General features: G+C 66.9%; 18 protein-coding genes and 1 pseudogene. 8 read left to right on the plus strand and 11 right to left on the minus strand.

Features of this window, described 5'->3' with window-relative positions; genetic code table 11:
- Nucleotides 1-28: 28 nt before the first annotated feature.
- On the minus strand, nucleotides 29-673 hold the full coding sequence (gene thiE / locus AC3WUM_RS10495) for a thiamine phosphate synthase (protein ID WP_492410231.1): 645 nt from the start codon (nucleotides 671-673) through the stop codon (nucleotides 29-31).
- 348 nt (nucleotides 674-1021) lie between these two features.
- Here thiE and AC3WUM_RS10500 point away from each other — a divergent pair, with 348 nt between their 5' ends.
- Entirely contained in the window at nucleotides 1022-1981 is a 960-nt protein-coding gene (locus AC3WUM_RS10500) for a hypothetical protein (protein ID WP_492410232.1), read from the plus strand.
- A 300-nt stretch (nucleotides 1982-2281) separates the two neighbouring features.
- Here the strand turns inward: AC3WUM_RS10500 and mtgA are convergent.
- The 5 genes and pseudogenes from mtgA to ahcY form a co-directional block, all read right to left on the minus strand.
- Nucleotides 2282-2920, minus strand: a pseudogene (mtgA, locus tag AC3WUM_RS10505) (monofunctional biosynthetic peptidoglycan transglycosylase); the annotation flags it as partial.
- Nucleotides 2921-3197: 277 nt separating this feature from the next.
- Nucleotides 3198-3827, minus strand: a complete 630-nt coding sequence (locus AC3WUM_RS10510; RefSeq protein WP_492410233.1) for a trimeric intracellular cation channel family protein — start codon at nucleotides 3825-3827, stop codon at nucleotides 3198-3200.
- 15 nt (nucleotides 3828-3842) lie between these two features.
- Entirely contained in the window at nucleotides 3843-4751 is a 909-nt protein-coding gene (gene metF / locus AC3WUM_RS10515) for a methylenetetrahydrofolate reductase [NAD(P)H] (protein ID WP_492410234.1), read from the minus strand.
- On the minus strand, nucleotides 4714-5160 hold the full coding sequence (locus AC3WUM_RS10520) for a GNAT family N-acetyltransferase (RefSeq protein ID WP_492410235.1): 447 nt from the start codon (nucleotides 5158-5160) through the stop codon (nucleotides 4714-4716). Before AC3WUM_RS10520 ends, metF begins: the two co-directional genes overlap by 38 nt.
- 13 nt (nucleotides 5161-5173) lie before the next feature.
- Nucleotides 5174-6610, minus strand: a complete 1437-nt coding sequence (ahcY, locus tag AC3WUM_RS10525; protein WP_492410236.1) for an adenosylhomocysteinase — start codon at nucleotides 6608-6610, stop codon at nucleotides 5174-5176.
- A gap of 152 nt (nucleotides 6611-6762) precedes the next feature.
- Between ahcY and AC3WUM_RS10530 the strand changes: the two genes are divergently transcribed.
- The 6 genes from AC3WUM_RS10530 to AC3WUM_RS10555 all read left to right on the plus strand — a co-directional run bounded on the left by AC3WUM_RS10530 (nucleotide 6763) and on the right by AC3WUM_RS10555 (nucleotide 13991).
- Nucleotides 6763-7722, plus strand: coding sequence for an AraC family transcriptional regulator (locus AC3WUM_RS10530; RefSeq protein WP_492410237.1), 960 nt, complete (start codon nucleotides 6763-6765; stop codon nucleotides 7720-7722).
- A gap of 164 nt (nucleotides 7723-7886) precedes the next feature.
- Nucleotides 7887-8432 (plus strand): hypothetical protein, encoded by a 546-nt coding sequence (locus tag AC3WUM_RS10535; RefSeq protein ID WP_492410238.1) that lies wholly within the window; start codon nucleotides 7887-7889, stop codon nucleotides 8430-8432.
- Nucleotides 8433-8474: 42 nt separating this feature from the next.
- Nucleotides 8475-9815, plus strand: a complete 1341-nt coding sequence (locus tag AC3WUM_RS10540; protein WP_492410239.1) for a hypothetical protein — start codon at nucleotides 8475-8477, stop codon at nucleotides 9813-9815.
- A gap of 86 nt (nucleotides 9816-9901) precedes the next feature.
- A complete protein-coding gene (gene ppc, locus AC3WUM_RS10545) occupies nucleotides 9902-12634 on the plus strand; it encodes a phosphoenolpyruvate carboxylase (RefSeq protein WP_492410240.1) in 2733 nt (910 codons plus the stop codon).
- A gap of 88 nt (nucleotides 12635-12722) precedes the next feature.
- Nucleotides 12723-13070 (plus strand): GFA family protein, encoded by a 348-nt coding sequence (locus AC3WUM_RS10550; RefSeq protein ID WP_492410242.1) that lies wholly within the window; start codon nucleotides 12723-12725, stop codon nucleotides 13068-13070.
- Nucleotides 13071-13103: 33 nt separating this feature from the next.
- Nucleotides 13104-13991 carry a DUF808 domain-containing protein gene (locus AC3WUM_RS10555; protein WP_492410243.1) on the plus strand — a complete coding sequence of 296 codons (888 nt, stop codon included), beginning with the start codon at nucleotides 13104-13106 and terminating at the stop codon, nucleotides 13989-13991.
- Nucleotides 13992-14034: 43 nt separating this feature from the next.
- On the opposite strand, the gene clsB is transcribed toward AC3WUM_RS10555, so the two are convergent.
- From clsB to ampD, 5 genes are all read right to left on the minus strand, one after another.
- Nucleotides 14035-15312, minus strand: coding sequence for a cardiolipin synthase ClsB (clsB, locus tag AC3WUM_RS10560; protein ID WP_492410244.1), 1278 nt, complete (start codon nucleotides 15310-15312; stop codon nucleotides 14035-14037).
- Nucleotides 15309-16073 (minus strand): endonuclease/exonuclease/phosphatase family protein, encoded by a 765-nt coding sequence (locus tag AC3WUM_RS10565; RefSeq protein ID WP_492410245.1) that lies wholly within the window; start codon nucleotides 16071-16073, stop codon nucleotides 15309-15311. The genes clsB and AC3WUM_RS10565 overlap by 4 nt, the downstream gene beginning before the upstream one ends.
- An 80-nt stretch (nucleotides 16074-16153) precedes the next feature.
- Nucleotides 16154-16945, minus strand: a complete 792-nt coding sequence (locus AC3WUM_RS10570; RefSeq protein WP_492410246.1) for a cobalamin-binding protein — start codon at nucleotides 16943-16945, stop codon at nucleotides 16154-16156.
- Nucleotides 16946-17520: 575 nt separating this feature from the next.
- Complete coding sequence (ampE, locus tag AC3WUM_RS10575) at nucleotides 17521-18411, minus strand: regulatory signaling modulator protein AmpE (protein WP_492410247.1); 891 nt, start codon at nucleotides 18409-18411, stop codon at nucleotides 17521-17523.
- A gap of 4 nt (nucleotides 18412-18415) precedes the next feature.
- Nucleotides 18416-18970, minus strand: a complete 555-nt coding sequence (gene ampD, locus AC3WUM_RS10580) for a 1,6-anhydro-N-acetylmuramyl-L-alanine amidase AmpD (RefSeq protein ID WP_492410432.1) — start codon at nucleotides 18968-18970, stop codon at nucleotides 18416-18418.
- Nucleotides 18971-19087: 117 nt separating this feature from the next.
- On the opposite strand from ampD, the gene AC3WUM_RS10585 reads away from it, so the two are divergent.
- Nucleotides 19088-21931: a M16 family metallopeptidase gene (locus tag AC3WUM_RS10585; protein ID WP_492410248.1), complete on the plus strand. Its 2844-nt coding sequence runs from the start codon at nucleotides 19088-19090 to the stop codon at nucleotides 21929-21931.
- Nucleotides 21932-22057: the final 126 nt, after the last annotated feature.

A 22057-nucleotide genomic window follows, 5' to 3' on the forward strand; every position in this document is an offset into this window, starting at 1 on the left:
GCGTGAAGTTCGATTGTAGTCGCGAGCGCTACGGCGCCGCACTGAACGGCCGACCGAACCGGGCGGCGTAGCGAGCGGCTTCGGCGCGAATGTCCGCCGCGCCGAAAATGCCTTCAACGGCCGCGATCATGTCGGCTCCGGCGGCGATCAGCGGTGCGGCGTTGTCGGCCGTGATGCCGCCGATCGCGCAGATCGGCAGGCTGACGCGCTCGCGGACCTGGCGCAGGGTTTCGATCTGCGCAGGCGGCGCGTCGGGCTTGGTCGACGACGGGTAGAAGCGCCCGAAGGCGACATAGCTGGCACCTTCGGCCTGAGCCTCGACGGCGCGCTCGATCGAGCTCGAGCAGCTCACGCCGATGATCGCGCGTGCGCCGAGCCGCTCGCGGGCCCGGCGCACGCTGCCGTCGGTCTTGCCGAGGTGGACGCCATCGGCCTCGACCGCGATCGCGAGCTCGACGTCGTCGTTGACGATGAACAGGCAGCCCTGCCGGCCGCAGAGTTCGCGCAGCCGGCGGGCCAGCAGTGGCCGGCGCTCGGGCGCCGACCATTTGTCGCGGTATTGCAGCAGACGGGCGCCACCCTTGATGGCCGCGGCCGCGCCGGCGATCAGCCGCGATTCGTCGGCGCACAGAGAGGCGGAGGTGATCGCGTACAGCCCGGACAGGGTGCTCATGGGGCCGAAGTGTAACGACGCCGGCCAAGTACCGCCGGTCCCGCTCGCAGGGCTCATGGCCCGGAGAAAATGGATTGCGGTGGAACCACTATGCACAGTTGCGGCGCAAGGGCCTCAAAAAGCCCGTTGCGAGCGACATATTTCTGTAGAAATGCCGTAACAAGAGCATAAATAATTGATTGTTAAAGACAATATGGCCGTGGGCACAAACTGGTCGGCGGGCAAAATTCCAAGTGAGGGCGTCGACTTAGCGGCTTTGGCCCCCGATTTCCCACAAACTTATCCACAAAAGCTGTTAGTTGAGTGAACTTTCTCAGTGTCGTTAATTAGTTATCGGAATTACTTAAAGTGAACAGGCACAGGTGGAACCTGAACGCGGCTGTGGCTGCGCTCACTGCGTTTCTGATCGTCTCGGGCCCGGCCGACGCGGCCGGGCCCGAGTCCGGGATACCCGCCTACTTCCGGCTCACGGGCCGCATCGACGACGCCGCGCTCAACGAGCTTTCGGGGCTGGCGGTTTCGCGCCGGGCACCGGGCCGCTGGTGGGGCCTCAACGACAGCGGCAACGCCCCGCTGCTGTACGCGCTCGGCGCCGACGGGCGCCCGCAGGGACAAGTCACCGTGTCCAACCTCAATACCGATTGGGAAGACCTCGCGAGCTACGAGCAGGACGGCCAGGCTTATCTGGCGATCGCCGACACCGGCGACAACTTCAGCTTTCGCAGCCAGGTCTCGATCTGGGTGCTGGCCGAGCCGACGCTGCCGGCGGACGGCATCGCGCAGACGCGCGAGATTCGCTTCCGCTACGAGGACGGCCCGCGCGACTGCGAATCGCTGGCCGCCGATCCGCAGCGCGGGCGCTTCCTGCTGATCGACAAGGGCCGCAAGCCGGCCGGGCTCTACGAACTGCCGATGAAGTTCACGGACGGTGGCGACCTCGCCGTGGCCCGGCGCATTGCCGACCTGCCGCTGATCTGGGAAGGCCCGGTATCGCCGGCGCTGCCGGCCGGCGTCGAGCGTTATCGCGGCACCCCGGCCGCCATCGACCTGTCGGCCGACGGCCGCAAGCTGCTGATCCTGACCTACAAGCACCTGGCCGAATTCGAGCGCCGCGCCGACGAGGACTGGCCGCAGGCGATCACGCGCGGGCCGATGCGCATCGTGCGCCTGCCGAGGCAGCGCATTCTCGAGGCCGCCGGCTACGACCGCGATGCGAACAGCGCGCTGATCGGCGGCGAGGACGATCACGCCGCCCTGTGGCGCTGGAACGGGCGCTTCCCGCCCGCCAAGGCCTCGGCGGCTCCGTAGGGCGGGTCGGCTCCACGGCGGGTTATGGCCCGCTGTACGACTTCAATCGTCGGGCGGCGTTTCGGCCGGGGGATTCGCCGGGGGCTCCATAGCCGGTTGCGGCTCCGGCTCCGACGCCGGCTCGGGCGGTGCGGACGCTTCCGCGGCGGCTGCGGGCTCCGGCGCGATGGCGGGCTGTTCCTGTTCCGGGGCGGCTGGCGGGGCCTGCGGTTCCGTTGCAGCCGGCTGCGCCGGCGCCTCGTCCTCGTCGAAGTGCTCGCCGGGCGGCAGATCGGGCTCGTCGTCGGGCGTCGCCGGGGCGCGCCCCGCGTAGCCCATCTGGCGCTGGATCCAGGCCGCGCGTGAGCGCACGTAGGGTCCCGGCGCATCGACCTTCCAGCGCCGCGGGCTCGGCAGCACCGCCGCGAGGCGGGCCGCCTCGCTGCTGCTGAGTTCGGCGGCTGGCTTGCGGAAGTAGCGCTGCGAGGCGGCTTCGACACCGTAGATTCCGGGGCCGAACTCGGCCGAATTCAGGTACACCTCGAGGATGCGCTCCTTCGACCACAGCGCCTCGATCACCACCGTGAAGCCGGCCTCGAGCCCCTTGCGGAAGTAGCCGCCGCCCGGCCACAGGAACAGGTTCTTGGCGGTCTGCTGGCTGATCGTCGAGCCCCCGCGCACGCGCCCGCCGCGCTTGTTGCGCTCGTAGGCCTTCTGCATCGCCTCGACGTCGAAGCCATGATGGTTCCAGAACTTCTGGTCCTCGGCCGCCACCACCGCGCGCCGCGCCGCATCGGCGATGCGCTCGCGCGGCACCCAATCGTGCTGCACCGGGCGCGTCGGGCTCTGCAGCATGTAGCTCGTGACCCAGACCGGCATGAAGCTGCCGAGCGCGATCAGCACGAACGGCGAAGCGACCAGCGCGGCGAGGGCGATCAGGGCGATGCGGGTGCGGCTCAGGTGGAGTTTCGGCGGTCTGGACGGTTGCCGGGGTTTGCCGGGAGGCGAGACGAAGCGACGCCGGGCATCGGGCGTCGCCCGTAGATCGAGCGTATCGCGCGGCGGAGGCGATGTCGGTTCCGAAGGCATCGAGGAAACGTCCCTTGCGACGATCGTCTGCGCGATCGAATCGGCCAAGTCTGCCGCAGGCTGCATGAACGGTGGAGTGGACGCCGAACCCGGGGCGGGTGATTGCAGCGCCTGCTCGCTAACTGGTGCCGCGCGCGGCGATTGAGGTTCAGTCCTCGCCGCGCCCCGGCTCCCGAACCCTCAAGGCCGGCAGCGAAATCTGGCGCGCGATCGCGACGAGCCTGAGCGTCGCGATCAGCAGCATGCCGGCCAGCGCCGCGATGTCGCGCGAGACGCCGAGCGATTGCAGCGCTACGTAGAGCGACGCGCCGGCGATGACGACGACGCCGTAGATAGTGCCGGGTCGCAGCAGCAGTGGAATCTCGTTGCAGAGCACGTCGCGCAGCAGGCCGCCGAAGGTGCCCGTGATCGTCGCGAGCACGACGACGATGAGCCCCGGCAAACCCGCGGCTTCGGCGATGCGCGCGCCCGAGATCGAAAACATCGCGACGCCGACGGCGTCGGCGATCTCGAGCAGGCGCTCGGATGGATGGCGCCAGCGCAGCATCAGTGCGGTGGTGCAGGCGACGATCAGGATCGTGACGAGATAGCCGGTGTCGGTGAACCAGAACGGCGTGCGGTTGAGCAGCAGGTCGCGCAGGGTTCCGCCGCCCGTCGACGTCACGAGCGCGATGATCACCGCGCCGAGCAGGTCGAGTTCCTTGCGCCCGGCGGCGAGCACGGCCGAGACCGCGAAGACCGCCGTGCCGGCGTAGTCGAAGGCGTGCGGAAGGATCACGGCTCGTTACCTGACCTAGGTGGACAAGCCCAGGTTGCGGCACAGGCGCAGCGTCGGCTCGGCCTGGTTGATGGTGTAAAAGTGCAGGCCCGGCGCGCCGCCCTTGAGCAGGGTTTCGCATAGGCGCGTGACCACTTCGGTGCCGAAGTCCTGCAGCGCGGCCTTGTCGTCCTGCAACTGCTCCAGCTGCAGCGTGATCCAGCGTGGCAGGTCGGCCCCGCAGTTGTTGCAGAAGCGCACGATGTTCGCGAAGCCGGTGATCGGCATGATGCCCGGCACCACCGGAATGCTGACGCCGGCCCTGGCGCAGCGATCCATGAAATAGAAATAGGCGTCGGCGTTGTAGAACAGCTGCGTCATCGCGCTATTGGCGCCGGCTTTCACCTTATCGACGAAGTAGCCGAAATCGTCGTCGAAGCGCTTGGCCTGCGGATGCATTTCCGGATAAGCCGCCACTTCGATCTCGAAGTGCTCGCCATGCGTCTGGCGGATGAACGACACCAGCTCGTTGGCATAATGAAACTCGCCTGGTGCGGAGGAGCTGTAGGCGGTCGCGGGCAGATCGCCGCGCAGAGCCACGATGCGTCGCACGCCGGCATCGCGATACTGCGCCAGCAGTTCCGCAACGCGAGCGCGCGTGCTGCCGATGCAGGTCAGGTGCGGTGCCACCGCGATGCCGGTTTCGCGCACCACGGTCATCAGCGTGTCGTAGGTGCCGTTCTGCTCCGAGCCTAGCGCGCCGTAGGTCACCGAAAAGAAGCCGGGTTTGGCCTCGGTGAGTTTCTTCAGCGTGGCCGGCAGCTTGGCGACGCCTTCGGGCGTGCGCGGCGGAAACAGTTCGAAGGAATGGCGGGCGGTGCTCACGGACTGGGAACCCTGCAGGAAATCAAAACCGCTTGAGATAGAAATATCGTGCCTGGCCATCGTGAAAATTCTCGATCGTGCCGAAGCGCGTGAAGCCCAGATGCTCGTAGAAATGGGGAGCCTGGAACGCGAAGGTATCGAGCCAGATGCCGTGGCAAGCGCGCTCGCGCGCGGCCGCTTCGGCCTGCTCGATCAAGGTTCGACCGACACCGCTGCCGCGCAGGTTCTTGTCGAGCACGAGAATGTCGACGTGCAGCCAGTGTGCGCGGAATTCGCCGAGCAGTCCGCCGACGATGCGGCGGTCTGCATCGAATACCGCGCGGCGAAAGCGCTGCACTCCGGGCCGCCCGATAAACGGGGCGTTGTGATCGATCAGCAGATCGACCACGGCTTGCGCCGCCTCGCGATCATCGTCCACGAGGGCTTCGATGATCCAGGTCGGCGAATTCGGAGTGAGCGCTTCGTCCATCGGTCGCGCCAAATCAGTAGCGGTAGTGATCGGGCTTGTACGGGCCGTCGATCGGCACGCCGAGGTATTCGGCCTGCGCGGGCGTGAGCTTGGTGAGCTTCACGCCGATCTGCTCCAGGTGCAGCGCGGCGACTTCCTCGTCGAGCTTCTTCGGCAGGCGGTAGACGGTCTTCTCGTACTGGTCCTTGTTCTTCCAGAGGTCGATCTGCGCGAGCGTCTGGTTCGAGAACGAGTTGCTCATGACGAAGGCCGGGTGGCCGTTCGCGCAGCCGAGGTTCACGAGACGGCCTTCGGCGAGGATGTAGAGGCTCTTGCCGTTGCTGAAGGTGTAGTGATCGACCTGCGGCTTGATGTTGAGCTTGGTTACACCTTCGGCCGCGTTGAGGCGATCCATCTGGATCTCGTTGTCGAAGTGACCGATGTTGCAGACGAGCGCGTTGTGCTTCATCGCCTGCATGTGCTCGAGGGTGATGATGTCCTTGTTGCCGGTGGTGGTGACGTAGATGTCGCCGAGGCCCAGCGTGTCTTCCACCGTGGTGACCTGGAAGCCCTCCATCGCCGCCTGCAGCGCATTGATGGGGTCGATCTCGGTGACGATCACACGCGCGCCGAGGCCGCGCAGGCTGTGCGCACTGCCCTTGCCGACGTCGCCGTAGCCGCAGACCACCGCCACCTTGCCCGCGATCATGAGGTCGGTGGCGCGCTTGATGCCGTCGGCGAGCGACTCGCGGCAGCCGTAGAGGTTGTCGAACTTGGACTTGGTGACCGAGTCGTTGACGTTGATGGCCGGCACCAGCAGCTTGCCGGCTTCCATCATCTGGTACAGGCGGTGCACGCCCGTGGTGGTTTCTTCCGACACGCCGCGCCAGTCCTTGACCACGCGGGTCCAGAAGCCCGGACGCTCGACCGCGACCTTCTTGAGCAGGTCCTTGATGACCTTCACTTCGTGGTTGTCGGAAGGCGTGTTGACCCAATCCGAACCGTTTTCGAGCTCGTAGCCCTTGTGGATCAGCAGCGTCACGTCGCCGCCGTCGTCGACCACGAGTTCCGGGCCGGTCAGGGTGCCGTCGGGCAGCGTGAAGGTGATCGCGTCGAGCGCGAGGTCCCAGTACTCCTCGAGCGTTTCGCCTTTCCAGGCGAACACCGGCGTGCCAGCCGCGGCGACCGCGGCGGCGGCGTCGTCGGAGGTCGAGAAGATGTTGCAGCTGGCCCAACGCACCGAGGCGCCAAGATGGCCGAGCGTCTCGAGCAGGACCGCGGTCTCCTTGGTCATGTGCAGCGAGCCGGTCAGGCGCACGCCGGCCAGCGGCTTCAGCGGCGCGTACTTGGCGCGGATGCTCATCAGGCCCGGCATTTCCTCTTCGGCCATGGTGATGCGCTTGCGGCCGAGTTCGGCGAGGGAAAGATCACGGACCTTGAAGTCCTGGGCGAGCATGGTGGGGGCGTTCATCGAAGAAGTCCGGGCGAGGTTTCGTAGGGGAGCCGAAAGGCGACGGGTGCGATTATATCCGCCTATGCGGATAAAGAGATATGAAGTAGGTATTCAGCGCTGGTCAGGTCCAGCTGGTCTCGCAGCAGGATTCAAGAGGTAGACTATTTCGCATGCAAAGGATCTCGACCGCCACGGTTCCCGAAGCCAAGCGCCTGGCGTTCGTCCACGACTTCGTCGCGCGCCATTGGGCGGGCATGCGCTTCCGGCCACTGTCCGAGGACGACCTGCGCATCGACATTGCGATTTTCGGCTTGCCGGACGCCGTCGGCATCGCCAAGGCCCGTTATCCGGCGATGGTCGGCAGCCGCCCGCGCGATCTGCTCAGTGACGGGCGCGACAACTACACGCTGGCGATGGTCTCGGACGATCACGAGGTCTGTGTCGAAGGCGGACGGGCTTTCACCGTCAATGCCGGTGACCTGATGCTCGTCAACGAAGGCACCTGCTTCGAAGTCCGGCATGGCCGCGCCTCGACGGTGGAACTGGTTTCCCTCGGACGCTCGGAAATTGCGGCACGCGTGCCTGGCCTGGATCTGGCCCCGTGCTATCACGTGTCGCGCAAGGCGCCTGGCGCGGCCTTGTTCGCCGGCTATGTGGATCTGTTGCGGCAGTCGCCTCCGCAAGGTGACAAGGCGCGCCAGACCGCGGCCAACCACGTTCACGACCTGGTCGCGCTCGTGCTCGACGGCGTCGTGCAGGGAGGCGCAGAGCGCGACGAGCAGGGCATTCGCGCGGCCAGGCTCGAGCTGATCAAGCAGGACGTGCTCAACCGGCTTCGCGATCCCGCGCTTGGCATCGGCGAGGTCGCCAAACGCCAGGGCGTGACGCCGCGCTACATCCAGCAGCTGTTCGAGCGCGAAGGCACGACGTTCACCGAATTCCTGCGTCGCAGCCGGCTCGCGCTCGCGTTTGCGCGACTCGACGAAGGCGCGGTCGAAACGGGCATTTCGGAGATCGCCTACGACTCCGGGTTCACGGACCTGTCGAACTTCAACCGGGCCTTTCGCCGCCGCTACGGCCTCACGCCATCGGACGTGCGCGCCCGCGGCATTTGCAAGCGCTTGCGCTGAATCAACGCACCGCCACACCGTTTTTTCCCGACTGACCAGGCTCGCCTTCGTTTCCGGCAGCATCCGTTCGCCTGAGGCCAAGACGCACAGGCCTCGCGCCCGCGATCCTGTTTCGAGTACGCGGCGACTGTAGCGCCGCGCTTGGACGAGCTGCGGGAGTCGGCGTGAAACGATTGCGTGTTTTCGGAGCGGTTGGTCGGTGGTGTTGCGATATCGCATGGCTAAAAGTGCTCGCCATCGCGCTGGGTCTCGGCGTCTTCGTGTCGCCGGGTGCCTTGGCGCTGTCGGAGAGCGAAGCATCCAGGGTCGTTGGCTTGCTCGAGGCTTTGCAGCCCGAGCTCGGCGACTTCGCTTATGACGCCGGGATCGCCGCCGACTGGTTCGAACAGGACGCGGAAAATCAGGGCCTGATAGAGGCGGCCGGATTCACCGAAAACAGCTGGAAAACAGCAGTGGACGAGACTTTTTGCGGCTTCCTCGCCACGGTTCCGGAGGCCGAAATCCTGCAGCCCTTCGCCGATGCGCGCCGCCGCGCGCAAGAAACGAAATCGCTGACGCCGAGCCAGAAGCAGGCGGCGCTGCAGATGGCCGATGAGCAGCAGACACGAGTCTTGAAGTGGCGTGCCGAGGGCAAGGCGTTCGCGCAGGCCGTGCGGCCCGTGGCGAGCCGCATGCGGACGATCAGCGGCGTTTTTCCGATCCGGGAATAGCGCGCTCGTCGGCGCCACCGATTCATCCCCAGAGCAAGCGCAATGCAGATGGCAGACAGCAGATCAGGTCGTCCCGAGAGGACGGCGCAAACGGATTCTTTTCCCGACGAAAACACGGCCCCCAAGCGTCGCCCGATCTGGGCTGCGGCGATTCTCGCGCTGCTCGCAGCCTGCGGATCCGGCTCCGACGGTGGCTCACCACAGGAGCCGCCGCCGGAAGAACCCGTAGAAGCGGTCGCCACCGCGGTGGGCACGGCGCTAGCCGAGCCGGTGACGCAGGCGATCGGGCCTGCGGGCGGCGCGATCGAATCGGCCGACGGTGCTTTGCGCATCGAAGTGCCGGCCGGTGCGCTTGCTGCGGAAGCCGTCGTGAGCATCCAGCCGATTTCCAATCACGCGCACGGGAAAGTCGGCGGCGCTTACCGGCTCGGACACGAAGGCATTTCGTTCTCGGTGCCGGTCAGGCTCAGGTTCAAGTTCATGCCCGAGCAGATTCTCGGCACCGCGCCGAAGTTGCTGCGCGTGGCGAGCCAGACCCGCGAAGGCTTCTGGGAACTGCACGAAGACCTGCAGCTCGATGCGGACGCGGAAACCGTGTCGGTCGAAACGAATCACTTCAGTGACTGGTCGCTGGTGACCGGCGCGCAGCTGTCGCCGCAATCCGCGACGGTCAAGCCGGGCGAGACGGTTTCGCTGTCGGTGGTGGTATGCGAGCGCGTGCAGTCGGACGATCTGCTCACGACGCTGCTTGCGCAGTGCCAGCCGAGCACGGTGATACGCAATCTCGTCAGGAACTGGTCGGTCAACGGAACGCCGGGCGGCGACGGCAACGTCGGCACCGTCTTGGTCCAGGAAGACCGCGCGGCGCTCTACACGGCGCCCGCCGTCGCGCCGCAGTCCAATCCGGTGGCGGTCTCCGCGGAATACACCGCGCTTGAAGGCGAACTCGTGACGCTCGTCGCCGACATCCGGGTGCAGTCCGGCCTGTGCACGCCCACGACGCCGGGTTCCCCCTGCTTCTTCGATCTCGCCGAGGTCAATGGCAAGCCGCTGCCTTATGAAGATCTTCCGCGCGAGAGCTGGGAGAACCCCGAAACCATCACTTCCGGTCGGCTATCGCTATCGGATTCGAATGGAGACGGAGCGGGAACCTGGTCGCTGCGGCATGTGTGGGTCGAGGCCAGGCAATCGGGCAATCTCGAACAGTTCGTGCAATCCGCAGGCGATTTCACGAGCGATTCGACCGGCAAGCTGAACTTCACCGCGCTGGGTGGCGGCGCCTTCACGGGCACCATCCAGCAAGGCACGGTCACGGTCGAGAGCTACCCGCTGACGACCCAGAACGCGAGCGTTTCGGCCCGGCTCGAGTTCCGGCAAGACTGAGACCGGCCGGCCGCAGGAGCAGGACGAGCGTTTTTTTGAGCGAGTAAGCATTGGCGAGGTACGGCGTTTGCGTGCACCGTACCGGTATGAACACCTCCGCCAACGCCAAACCCGCTCTCCCGCCCCGTGACGCCATCGACGCCCCGCTGCGCGAGGATGTCCGCCACCTCGGCGCCACCGTCGGCGAACTGCTCGTCGAGCAGGTCGGCCAGGCGCTGTTCGATCGCGTCGAGGCCACGCGCACGGCCTCGATCGAGCGGCGCGAGAACGCCAGGCCGCTCGCCGCGCTGTCGTCGACGCTGGCCGAGCTGCCGGTCGATGCAGCCGAGACGCTGATCCGGGCGTTCTCGACCTATTTCCAGATGGTCAACATCGCCGAGCGCGTGCACCGCATCCGGCGGCGCCGGCAATACCAGCGCGGCGTCGATGGCGCCCCGCCGAAGCCGCAGCCCGACGGCCTCGTCGATGCGCTGGCCAAGCTCAAGGACGCCGGCGTCTCGGCCGACGAGCTGCTCGCGGTGCTGAACCGGCTCGACGTCGAGCCGGTCTTCACCGCGCACCCGACCGAAGCGATGCGCAGCTCGCTGCTCAAGAAGGAGCAGGAGATCGTGCGCTGCCTCGTCAATGGCTTCGACGATGCGCGCACCCCGATCGAGCTGCGTGCCGATTGGGAGCGCCTGCGCATGGCGATGACGGCCGGCTGGCAGACCGCCGACACCTCGTCGGTGCGGCTCACGGTCGCCGACGAACTCGAACACGTCGGCTTCTATCTCGGCGGCCCGATCTATCTCGTGGTGCCGGTGTTCTACGAGCTGCTCGAGGACGCCCTGCGTGAGGTCTACGGCATCGAAGGCGAACTGCCGCGCCTGCTGCGCTTCGCGACCTGGGTCGGCGGCGACATGGACGGCAATCCGAACGTCGGCGCGCAGACCATCGCGGCCACGCTCGCGACGCAGCGCGCGCAGGTGCTCGATCGCTACGTGGCCGAACTCGGCGAACTCGCGAGCCTGCTGTCGCAGACCACCGGCCGCGCGCAGGTCGCGCAGGCCGTGCTCGACCGCGCCGAGCATTACCGCGAGCGCTTTCCGGCCGCGAGCAAGGCGATTCGCGCGCGCCATGCCGACATGCCGTACCGCGTGCTGCTCACGCTCATGCGCGCGCGCCTGCGCGCGACCCAGCGCGATCAGCCCGACGCCTACGCGAGCGCCGAGGAGTTCATCGCCGACATCGATCTGGTCGCCGACAGCCTCGCCGTGCATCGCGGCCTGCATGCGGGCTGGTTCCAGATCCGGCGCCTGCGCTGGCGCGTGCGCAGCTTCGGTTTTCATCTGGCCCGGCTCGATCTGCGCCAGGATTCGCGCCAGCACGCCCAGGCCGTCGGCGCCCTGCTCAACGACCCGGACTGGGCCGAGCGCTCCGCCATCGAGCAGGCCGAGACGCTCACGCCCTACGCGGCCGGCGAGGCGCGTTTCCCGCGTCCAGGCATCGCCGCCGCCGCGAGCACGCTGGCGGTGTTCGACGAGCTGCGGACTTCACGTGAACGTTATGGAAGCGAAGCCACCGGCCTCTACATCATCAGCATGGCGCAGCGGCCCGCCGACGTGCTCGCGGTGCTCGCGCTCGCGCGCCAGGGCGGCCTGTGCGAGCCCGGCGAAGACGTGCCGCTCGACATCGCGCCGCTGTTCGAAACCGTCGATGACCTCAAGGGCGGGCCCGACACGCTGCGCGCGCTGCTCGCGAATCCGGCCTATCGCCAGCACCTGAGCGCGCGCGGCGATCGCCAGTACGTGATGCTCGGCTATTCCGACAGCGGCAAGGATGGCGGCACGCTGGCTTCGCGCTGGGGCTTGCAACGCGCGCAGGTCGAGCTGCTCGAAGTCGCGGCCGAAGCGCACATCAAACTCTCGTTCTTCCACGGCCGCGGCGGCAGCGCGAGCCGCGGTGGTGGCCGCGTGATGCCGGCGCTCATGGCGAGCCCCCGCGGCTCGGTCGGCGGTGTGTTCCGCGTCACCGAGCAGGGCGAAGTCATCCACCGCAAATACGGCATTCGTGCGCTCGCGCTGCGCGAGCTCGAACAGTCCGTCGCCGCGACCTTGCGCGCGAGCCTGCGCCCGCGCCTGCACGAGCCGCGCGAAGACGCCTGGAAGCAGGCGATGGCCGCGATGGCGGCCGCGAGCCGCGAGGCCTATCGCGCCTTCGTGACCAAGGACGGCTTCGTCGACTACTTCCGCGCGGCGACGCCGATCGACGTGATCGAGCGCATGACGCTCGGTTCGCGGCCCTCGCGTCGCGGCAGCATGAAGGGCGTCGAATCGCTGCGCGCGATTCCGTGGGTGTTCGCCTGGACGCAGTGCCGCGCGGTGCTGACGGCCTGGTACGGCCTGGGCTCGGCGCTCGAACGCGGCGCGGCCGACTTCGGCGAAGAGCGCCTGCTCGAAATGGCGAAGGACTGGGCCTTCATGCGCACGATGCTCGCCGACGTCGACATGGTGCTTGCCAAGTGCGATCTCGACATCGCCGAAGCGTTTTCGAAGCTCGCGGGTCCGCTGCACGATCAGTTCTATCCGCTGATCCGCGCCGAGTTCGATCGCACCGTGCACTGGGTGCTCAAGCTGCGCGGCTCCGATCGCCTGCTCGCCTCGGACCCGCGACTCGCGCAATCGATCCGCCTGCGCAACCCATACGTCGATCCGATCAGCCTCATGCAGGTCGATCTGCTCGCGCGCTGGCGCGCGGGCGGCAGCGAGGACGAGCATCTGCTGCGCGCGCTCGTGGCGACCGTCAACGGCGTTTCGCAGGGTTTGCAGAACACCGGTTGACGCGGCTCAATGGAGGGTGGCGGCGGCGCGGCCGCAGCCACCCGACAAACCGATCCAGGAAGGATTCAAGGCAGAGGAGATCGTTCCCATGCTGTACCAAGGCAGCTGTCACTGCGGCAAGATCGCGTTCGAAGTCAGCGGCGAGATCGATCAGGCCATCGACTGCAATTGCTCGCATTGCAGCCGCAAGGGCTATCGGCTGTGGTTCGTGCCGCGTCAGCAGCTCACGCTCAAGACCATCGAAGGCGACTACGCGACCTATCAGTTCAACAAGCACGTCATCGAGCATCACTTCTGCAGCCGCTGCGGTTGCGCGCCGTTCGCCTCGGGACGTGATCGCGAAGGCAACAGCATGGCCGGCATTAATCTGCGCTGCATCGAGAATCTGGACCTGTCGACCGTCAAGACCATCCAGGTCGACGGCCGATCGTTTTAATCTCCTTCGACAAGACCCCACAAAGACGAATCCATGGCCAGCAGCCTGCTAGTTCTGCTCGACGACATCGCCGCCGTACTCGACGACGTCGCCGTGATGACCAAGACCGCGGCGAAGAAGACCGCCGGCGTGCTCGGCGACGATCTCGCGCTCAACGCCCAGCAGGTCACCGGCGTGAAGGCCGATCGCGAACTGCCGGTGGTCTGGGCGGTGGCCAAGGGCTCGTTCGTCAACAAGGCGATCCTGGTTCCGGCGGCGCTCGCGATCAGCTACTTCATTCCGTGGCTCATCACGCCGCTGCTGATGATCGGCGGCGCGTTCCTGTGCTTCGAAGGTTTCGAGAAGATCGTGCACAAGTTCATCGATCACGGTGACGGCGAGGCCGAACACAAGCAGGCGGTGGCCGATCCGGCGATCGATCTCGTCGACTTCGAAAAGGACAAGATCAAGGGCGCGATCCGCACCGACTTCATCCTGTCGGCCGAAATCATCGCGATCACGCTCGGTGCGGTCGCTGGCGCGAGTTTTGGCCAGCAGGTCGTGGTGGTCGCGGGCATCGCGCTGATCATGACGGCCGGTGTCTATGGATTCGTCGCCGGCATCGTCAAGATCGACGACGCGGGGCTCGCGCTGACGCAACGCGAGAGCTCGGCTGCGAAGGCGTTCGGCCGCAGTCTGCTCGCGTTCGCGCCCTGGCTCATGAAGGCGCTGTCGATCGCGGGCACCGCCGCGATGTTCCTCGTCGGCGGCGGCATCCTCGTGCACGGCGTGCCGGCGCTGCATCACGGCGTCGAGGCATTGGCGCATGGCGCGGGCGCGCTCGCGGCCGTGGTGTCGACCTTGCTCAACGCGCTGATCGGCGTCGTCGCAGGCGCGATCATCGTCGGCGTGGTGCAGCTGATCGCGCGGTTCCGACGCTGACGCTTGTTCGTCATCCCTCTCCCTCCGGGAGAGGGACTCACAATCAGTGCTTGGCGCTCTGCGCCTGCAAAGAGCCGGGTGTTTCGCGCTGATCGTCCGGCGGGCGCGAATCGGGCGCTGCGATGCCCTGCTTCTGCGCATGCGCCGGACGCCATCCGGCCCAGGACGGGAAGCGACGGCCCAGGTGGTAGGTGATGAACACGAACAGCTGCCGCCGGATGTCGCGATGCGGAATCGAATCCCACTGCACTTCGCGACAGCACTGCTGCATCAGATGACGCAGCCGTGAGGCGAGATGCGCGTTGAACGCCGCATCGCGGAACACGAGGTTCGATTCGAGGTTCAGGTAGAGGCTCAGCGGATCGAGGTTGCTCGATCCGACCGTCGCCCATTGATCGTCGATCACCGCGACCTTGGCGTGCAGCGGGCGCTCGCAGTATTCGTAGATGCGCACGCCGGCTTTCATGAGGTAGTGGTAGAGATTCTCGGCGACCCACTTCACGTACCACATGTCCGGCTTGCCCTGCAGGATCAGGGTGACGTCGACGCCGCGCCGCGCCGCATCGCGCAGGTTGCGCAGCAGTCGCCAGCCCGGGAAGAAATAGGCGTTCGCGATGACGATGCGGCTGCGCGCCGACTTGATCGCGAGTCGGTACTGGCGTTCGATGTCGTCGTGATGGCGCTCGTTGTCGCGCGTGACGAACATCGCCTGCACGCTGCCGACCGGTTCGTGCTCGGGCTCCGGAATCGCCTGCTTGCGCCGTTGCCACCAGCGCCTGAGCCGGTTCTGCTTGGCTTCGCTCTTGGCGACCGAGAGCTCCACGAAGCGATGGATGTCGCGCACGATCGGGCCTTCGACTTCGACCGCGTAGTCCTGCTTCGAGGTCGGGCCGAAATCGGCGACGTGATCGAACGCGATGTTGATGCCGCCGCAGAAGGCGATGCGCCCGTCGACGACGATGAGTTTGCGATGCAGGCGCCGGAACAGGTTCGTGCGCACGCCCATGATCTTCGGCTGTGGCCGGTAGACATGGAATTGAATGCCCACGCTGGTCATTTCGCCGATGAACTCCGGCGTCAGGTCGGCGGAGCCGTAGCCGTCGACCGTCAGCTCGACGCGGCAGCCGCGCTTGGCCGCCGCGATCAGCGCCTGCTGGAACGGCTTGCCGACCGGATCGTCGAACAGGATGAAGGTCTCGACGAAGATTTCGCTCGAAGCCGCGTTGATTACCTCGAGCACGCGCGGGTAGTAGGCCTCGCCGTTCTCGAGCAATTGCACGCGGTTGCCCGCGCGCCAGGGATGTCGACGATCGTGACTCATAAGGTGATCTCCAACGCGAGCGCCGCGTGATCCGACAGATGCGACCAGGGTTTCGATGCGAGCACCGCGGGCTGCGCCGTGCGCACGTTGCGCGTGTAGATGCGATCGAGCCGCAGGATCGGAAAGCGGGACGGAAAGCTGCGCGCAGCCGCGCCGTGGTGCGCGGCGAAGGCCTCGGTCAGCCCGCAGCCTTTCTCGAGCTGTTTGTGCGCACGCACGCGCCAGTCGTTGAAATCGCCCGCCACGATCAGTGGCGCATCGGGTGGAACGGCCTCGTGCACCAGCTTGCAGAGCAGTTCGAGCTGCTGGCGGCGATGATCTTCCATCAGGCCCAGGTGTGCGCAGATCGCATGCACCTCGATATCGCGATGCGGGATCCGCAGCGTGCAATGCAGCAGGCCGCGACGCTCGGGGCCGGCGATCGAGACGTCGTGGTTCTGCCAGGCCGAGATCGGGAATTTCGACAGCACCGCGTTGCCGTGATGGCCTTCGGGATAGATCGCGTTGCGGCCGTAGGAGTAATGGCCCCAGATGGTGTCGGCAAGGAATTCGTACTGCGGAGCCGTCGGCCATTCCTTTTGCCGGGTCGCATGCAGTTCATGGCTGCCGAGCACTTCCTGCAGGAACACCACGTCGGCGCCGACGCCGCGCACCGCATCGCGCAGGTCGTGCAGCATGAAACGCCGGTTGAAGGCGGTGAAGCCCTTGTGGGTGTTGAGCGTCAACACCTTGAAAGTCGTGAGCGGCAGCGTGCCTTCCATGCGCGGAATGAGGTCGGCTAGATGAACGTCGATGTTGCGCGAAGAGGCTGAACTAAGCCGGAACGTAGCTCTGCCCGCGATCAGCGCGGCGGCGTTTTCTGCCGTGCGCGGTCGAGCACCGCGCAGAGTTCGGCCGCGCCCTCGGCCATGCGCGGGGTGGCGCGCGCGAGCTTGTCGGAGCTCACGGCGTAGAGATTGCCGGCGCGCGTGGCCCTGGCCGCGGGCCAGCGCTTCCAGAAGCCCTCGATGCCGGCGACATCGTCCTTGTCGCCCCAGATCACCACGTCCGGGTCGCGCTGCAGCACGGCCTCGCGGCCGAGCGCACCGGCGAGCTGCGGCAGGTCGGCGAACACGTTGTCGCCGCCGCACAGCGCGAGCGCCTGGCTGATCGGGCTGTCGTGGTTGATCGTGAAGATCGGGTCGGCTTCGATCTGGTAGAAGACGCGCAGCCGGCGAGCGTGGGCGTAGCGGTTGCGCAGGGCTTCGATGCGGGCGTGGTAGTCGGCCGCGGCCTTGCGCGCCTGATCGCGCGTGCCGAGCTGCTCGCCGAGCGTGATCAGGGCGGCTTCGATGTCGTCGAGCCGGTTCACGCGCAGGCTCAGGGTCTTGAGGTTCAGGCGCTGGAGCTGGTCGAGCGTGGCGGCGGGCGTGCCGCCGTCCCAGGTGATGACGAGGTCGGGCTTCAGTGCGAGCAGGGCTTCGGCGTTGAGGGCGAAGGCGTCGCCGATGCTCGGCAGTTTCGTCACTTCGGCCGGGTAGTCGCTGTAGGCGACCCGGCCGACGAGCTGGTCGCAGGCGCCGGCGGCGCAGGTGAGTTCGGCGAGATGGGGTGCGATGGCGACGATGCGGGCTGCTTGAGCGGGTGCTGCCATTGTCAGCATTGCAGTTGCGATGGCGAGCGCTGCTCGGCGCTGAGAGCTTTGACCTTGCCGGTCGGGCCTTACTTCTTTTGCTCGTGCAAAAGAAGTAAGCAGGAAAAGCACGCCCCGAAGTCCGCGCCCGTTCGACGGCTGCGCCGACGAACGGGTCCCCGGCTGGAGCGACGTGCTCGGGGTCGCTTCGACGCGACGTCCGTGTCGCGACGAAGCTCTGGCGGCCGTCGTGGCCGCCAGCCCCACTGCGCGCGCCGCCCCAGCCGGCGCTGCCAGGGGTTGAACGTCAAACGCGACTGGCTCGCTACGCTTCGCCGCTGGTATTCGCGGCCGATATATCGGAGCGCGTGCTGCTCGTTGTTCCTCTCTCCCGCTTGCGGGAGAGAGTCCCGCCGGAGGCGGGGAGAGAGGGCTCGTCTGAAAAATGCGCGCCTTTTCCGGGCCGCCCCTCTCCCGGTCCTGCGGACCACCCTCTCCCACGAGTGGGAGAGGGGACGCCATACCCGCTGTCCGCCCTCTGATCCACCAGGTGAAAAGAGGAGCAGCCCAACATAAACACCCGCGACCCGCACCCATCAAAACCCGCTCACCCAGGCCCCCGTCGCGAAGAACGCGAAGAAGGCGAGCAGGATCAGCAGCGCGCGCGTCTGCAGGCTCTGCACTTCTGACAAGGTCGCCTCGAAGGTCGGCGGCAAGGCCGGGCCGCCGCCGTCTTCGCCGTCGGTCTCGAGCCCGCCGATGGCGGTCTCGGCGAGGATCGCCCAGGTCTGGCGGCTCCAGCCGGCCTGCCGGTTGAAGACCGGGTCGCTGCGCAGCCGCGCCCAGGCCTTGAGCGCGTCGTCGAGGCTGCCGGCGAGGCCGAACAGCAGGGCGGTGATGCGCGCCGGGATCCAGGCGAGCAGGCCGTGCAGGGTGTCGGCGAACTGCGCGCCGAGCGTTTCGCCCTCCTGATGCAGCAGCCGAGGCAGCCGGCTCGCGACGCGATACAGCACGGCGCCGACGGGCCCGAGCACGAAGAACCACAGCAGCACGCCGAACAGGCGCTCGTGCGACTGGATGAACAGGGCGCCGATCAGCGAGCGATGGCTCGCGTCGGGCTCGGGGCCGCGTTGCAGGGCGCGGGCGAGGCGGGTGGCGGTGGCGGTGTCGCCGGCCGCGCGCGCCGCGAGCAGGCTGTTGATGTCGTCGGCCAGATCGCGCGGGCCCAGGCACAGCAGCAGCACGAGCGCGGACCAGGCCAGCGAGACGAAGGGGTTTTCGATCTGGCTTTCGAGCGCGCTGACGAGCGCCATCGGCGGCAGCAGCAGCAGCGGCACGATGACCGGGCTGCGCCAGAGCAGCTGCCACGGCGTGAGCCTGCGGGCGCCGCGCAGCGTGGTCTGCTGCAGGAACGGCTGGCCCCACCAGGACAGCTGCCCGAGCAGGCGTTCGAGGCCCAGCGCCAACAGGATCGCGATCAGCTGCATGGGCTCATGATGCCAGCAGCGTGGCGAGCCGCGCGCGGTAGTGCGCCCAATCGAAGTGCGGCCCCGGGTCGGTCTTGCGGCCCGGGGCGATGTCCGAATGCCCCGCGATCGCCTCCGGCGACAGCGTCGGATACGTGGCCAGCAACGCGGCCGTCACGCGGGCGAGCGTCTCGTACTGTGCGGGCTCGAAGGCCTGGGTGTCGCTGCCTTCGAGCTCGATGCCGATCGAGAAATCGTTCGCGCGCGTGCGCCCTCGCCATTCGGAGGCGCCCGCATGCCACGCGCGGCGATCGAAATCGACGTACTGGGTGATCGAGCCGTCGCGGAAGATGCAGCAATGCGCCGACACGCGCAGGCCCTGGATGCTTGCGAAGTACGGATGCGCGGCCGCATCGAGCGTGCCGGCGAACAGCGCGTCGATCCACGGGCCGCCGAACTGCTCGGGCGGCAGCGAAATGGCGTGGATCACGAGCAGCTCGATCGCGCCGGTCGCTTCGGGACGCTCGTCGAAATGCGGCGATGGCCGCTGGCGCGCGCCGACCAGCCGATGCCGCGCGATGCGCCAGCACTTTGGATCGTCCGCGGAACTCGCGAAGCGCGTCACGATCTGAGCCCTGCCGCTGCGAGCGCGGCACAATGCGTCCTCAACCCGGAAAATTTTCCAACGGAATCGTCCATGCCTTCTCTGGATCGTCTCGCCGCGCGAGTCCTGCGCTCGCCGCTCTCGTGCATGTTGCTGTCGGGCGCGCTGGCCGCCTGCGCGGGCACCGCCGCCACCTCGCCGCAGACGCCGGCCGCCGCGCCGCTGGCCGATGCGGCCAAGCCGCCGAAGGCCTCGTCCGCGCGCTCGCAGGCCTTCGATATCCCTTACACCAAGCATATCCTCCCCAACGGGCTCACGCTGATCGTGCACGAGGACCACAAGGCGCCGATCGTCGCGGTCAACGTCTGGTATCACGTCGGCAGCAAGGACGAGCGTCCGGGCCGCACGGGCTTCGCGCATCTGTTCGAGCACCTGATGTTCAACGGCTCCGAGCATCTCGACGACGAATTCTTCCGTCCGCTCGAGGCCGTCGGCGCGAGCAAGATGAATGGCACCACCTGGTACGACCGCACCAATTATTTCGAGAACGTGCCGACCTCGGCGCTCGACATGACGCTGTGGATGGAATCGGATCGCATGGGCCATCTGGTCGGCGCCATCGACCAGAAGAAGCTCGACGAGCAGCGCGAGGTGGTGCTCAACGAAAAGCGCCAGGGCGAGAACGAGCCCTACGGCAAGGTCGATGACCTGATAGCGCGCGAAACCTATCCGGCGGGCCATCCGTATTCGTGGACCACGATCGGATCGGAAGCCGATCTCAACGCGGCCACGCTGAGCGACGTCAAGCAGTGGTTCGCCGACAACTACGGTGCGGCCAACGCGGTGCTCGTGCTCGCGGGCGACGTCGACACCGACGAGGTGATCAAGAAGGTCGAGCATTACTTCGGCGACATTCCGTCCGGTCCGGTGCGCGAGCGCCATGGCGACTGGGTCGCCAAGATGAGCGGCAACAAGCGCTCGGTCATCCAGGATCGCGTGCCGCAGGCGCGGCTTTATCAGACCTGGAACGTGCCGGGCTTCTGCGCCTACGACACCAACCTGCTGCAGGCCGCGAGCGAGATTCTCGCCAACGGCAAGAACAGCCGGCTCTATCAGCGCCTGGTCTATCGCGACCGCATCGCCACCGACGTCGGCGCGGGCATCGGCCCGTTCGAAATCGGCTCGCAGCTGCAGCTCATGACCACCGTCGCACCGGGCGTGGAGACCGCGAAAGTCGAGCAGGCGATTGAGGAAGAACTCACGCGCTTCTTGAAGGAAGGCCCGACCGAGCAGGAACTCGAGCGCGTGAAGATCGGCCTCGAATCGAGCTTCGTGCGCGGCCTCGAGCGCGTCGACGGCTTCACCGGCAAATCGTCGCAGCTCGCGCAGTACCAGGTCTATTGCGGCTCGCCGGACTACTACAAGAAGGAGCTGGACTGGGTGTTCGCGGCGACGCCCGAGAAAGTGAGGCAAACCGCGCGCGACTGGCTCTCGGACGGCCGCTTCACGCTGACCGTCGAACCGTTCCCCGAATACACGACGGCCAAGACCGGCGCCGATCGTTCGCGCCTGCCGACGCCCGGCGAAGCGCCCGCGCTGAAATTGCCGCCGCTGCAGCGCACGACTTTGAGCAACGGCCTGCGCGTGCTGCTCGCCGAGCGTCACGAAGTGCCGGTGGTGCAGGCCTCGCTGATCGTCGATGCGGGCTATTCGTCGGATCTGGGCATCGGCGCGGGCACCGCCAAGATGATGCTCGAGATGATCGACGAGGGCACCGACAGCAAGACCTCGCAGCAGATCGCGGCCGAATCCGAAGACCTCGGCGCGCACATCGCGGCCACCGCGAACCAGGATTCGCTGCTGATCGGCCTCAACGCGCTCAAGCGCCAGCTCAAGCCTTCGCTCGATCTGTTCACCGACGTGCTGCTGCATCCGAACTTCCCGGCCGACGAGCTCGAGCGCATGAAGCAGCAGCGCCTCGCCGCCATCGCGCAGGAGAAATCGCAGCCGGTGGGCCTGCTCACGCGCGTTTATCCGAGCCTGATCTACGGCCCCGACCACGCCTACTCGAACCCGCGTTCGGGCAACGGCAACGAGGCGACGGTCGCCGCGCTCACGCGCGACGATCTCGAAGCCTTCTACGCGCGCTGGGTGCGTCCGGACAATGCGCAGCTGCTGATCGTCGGCGACACCACGCTGGCCGAGATCAAGCCGCTGCTCGAATCGCGCCTCGGCAATTGGAAAGCACCGGCAGCGCCATTGCCGACGAAGAACCTCACGAGCGTCGCCGCGCCGGCGGCGCCGCGCGTGTTCCTGATCAACAAGACCGGCGCGGCGCAGACGCTGGTCGCCGCGGTGTCGGTGGCGCCGCCGAAGAACGATCCGGACGATCTGGCGATGACGCTCGCCAACAACGTGCTCGGTGGCATGTTCATGTCGCGCCTGAACCTCAACCTGCGCGAGGACAAGCACTGGAGCTACGGCGCGAGCTCCGTGCTCGGCGCGACCAAGGGCCCGCGTCCGTTCCTGGCCTATGCGCCCGTGCAGGCCGATAAGACGGTCGAATCGATCAGGGAAATGGATCGCGAACTGCGCGGCTTCGTCGGCAAGAAGGGCATCAGCAAGACCGAGCTGCAGCTGTCGTCCGACAACCTCGTGGTCGGCCTGCCGGGCGACAACGAAACCGCCGGCGAAGTGGCCGGCTCGTACTTGAACATCCTGCAGTTCGGCCTGCCCGACAGCTACTACAACGACCTCGTGCCGAAGGTCGAGGCGATGACGGCGCAGCAGGCCGATGCGGCGGCGAAGAAGTTTTTGAAGCCCGACCAGCTGACCTGGGTCATCGTCGGCGATCTGTCGAAGATCGAGGCGCCGGTGCGCGCGCTCAAGCTCGGCGAGGTGAAGGTGCTCGACGCCGACGGCAAGGTGCTGCGCTGAACGCTTGCGCTGCTAAGCCTTCTCCCTACGGTAGAAGCTGCCCGAAGGGCGGATGAGGGATTCTCAGCGGATAGCCGAACTAGGCTGTGCCGGGGAATCCCTCACCCCCGGCCCTGCCCGGGCTTG

The organism is Hydrocarboniphaga sp. FW305-C-57, assembly GCF_058783045.1.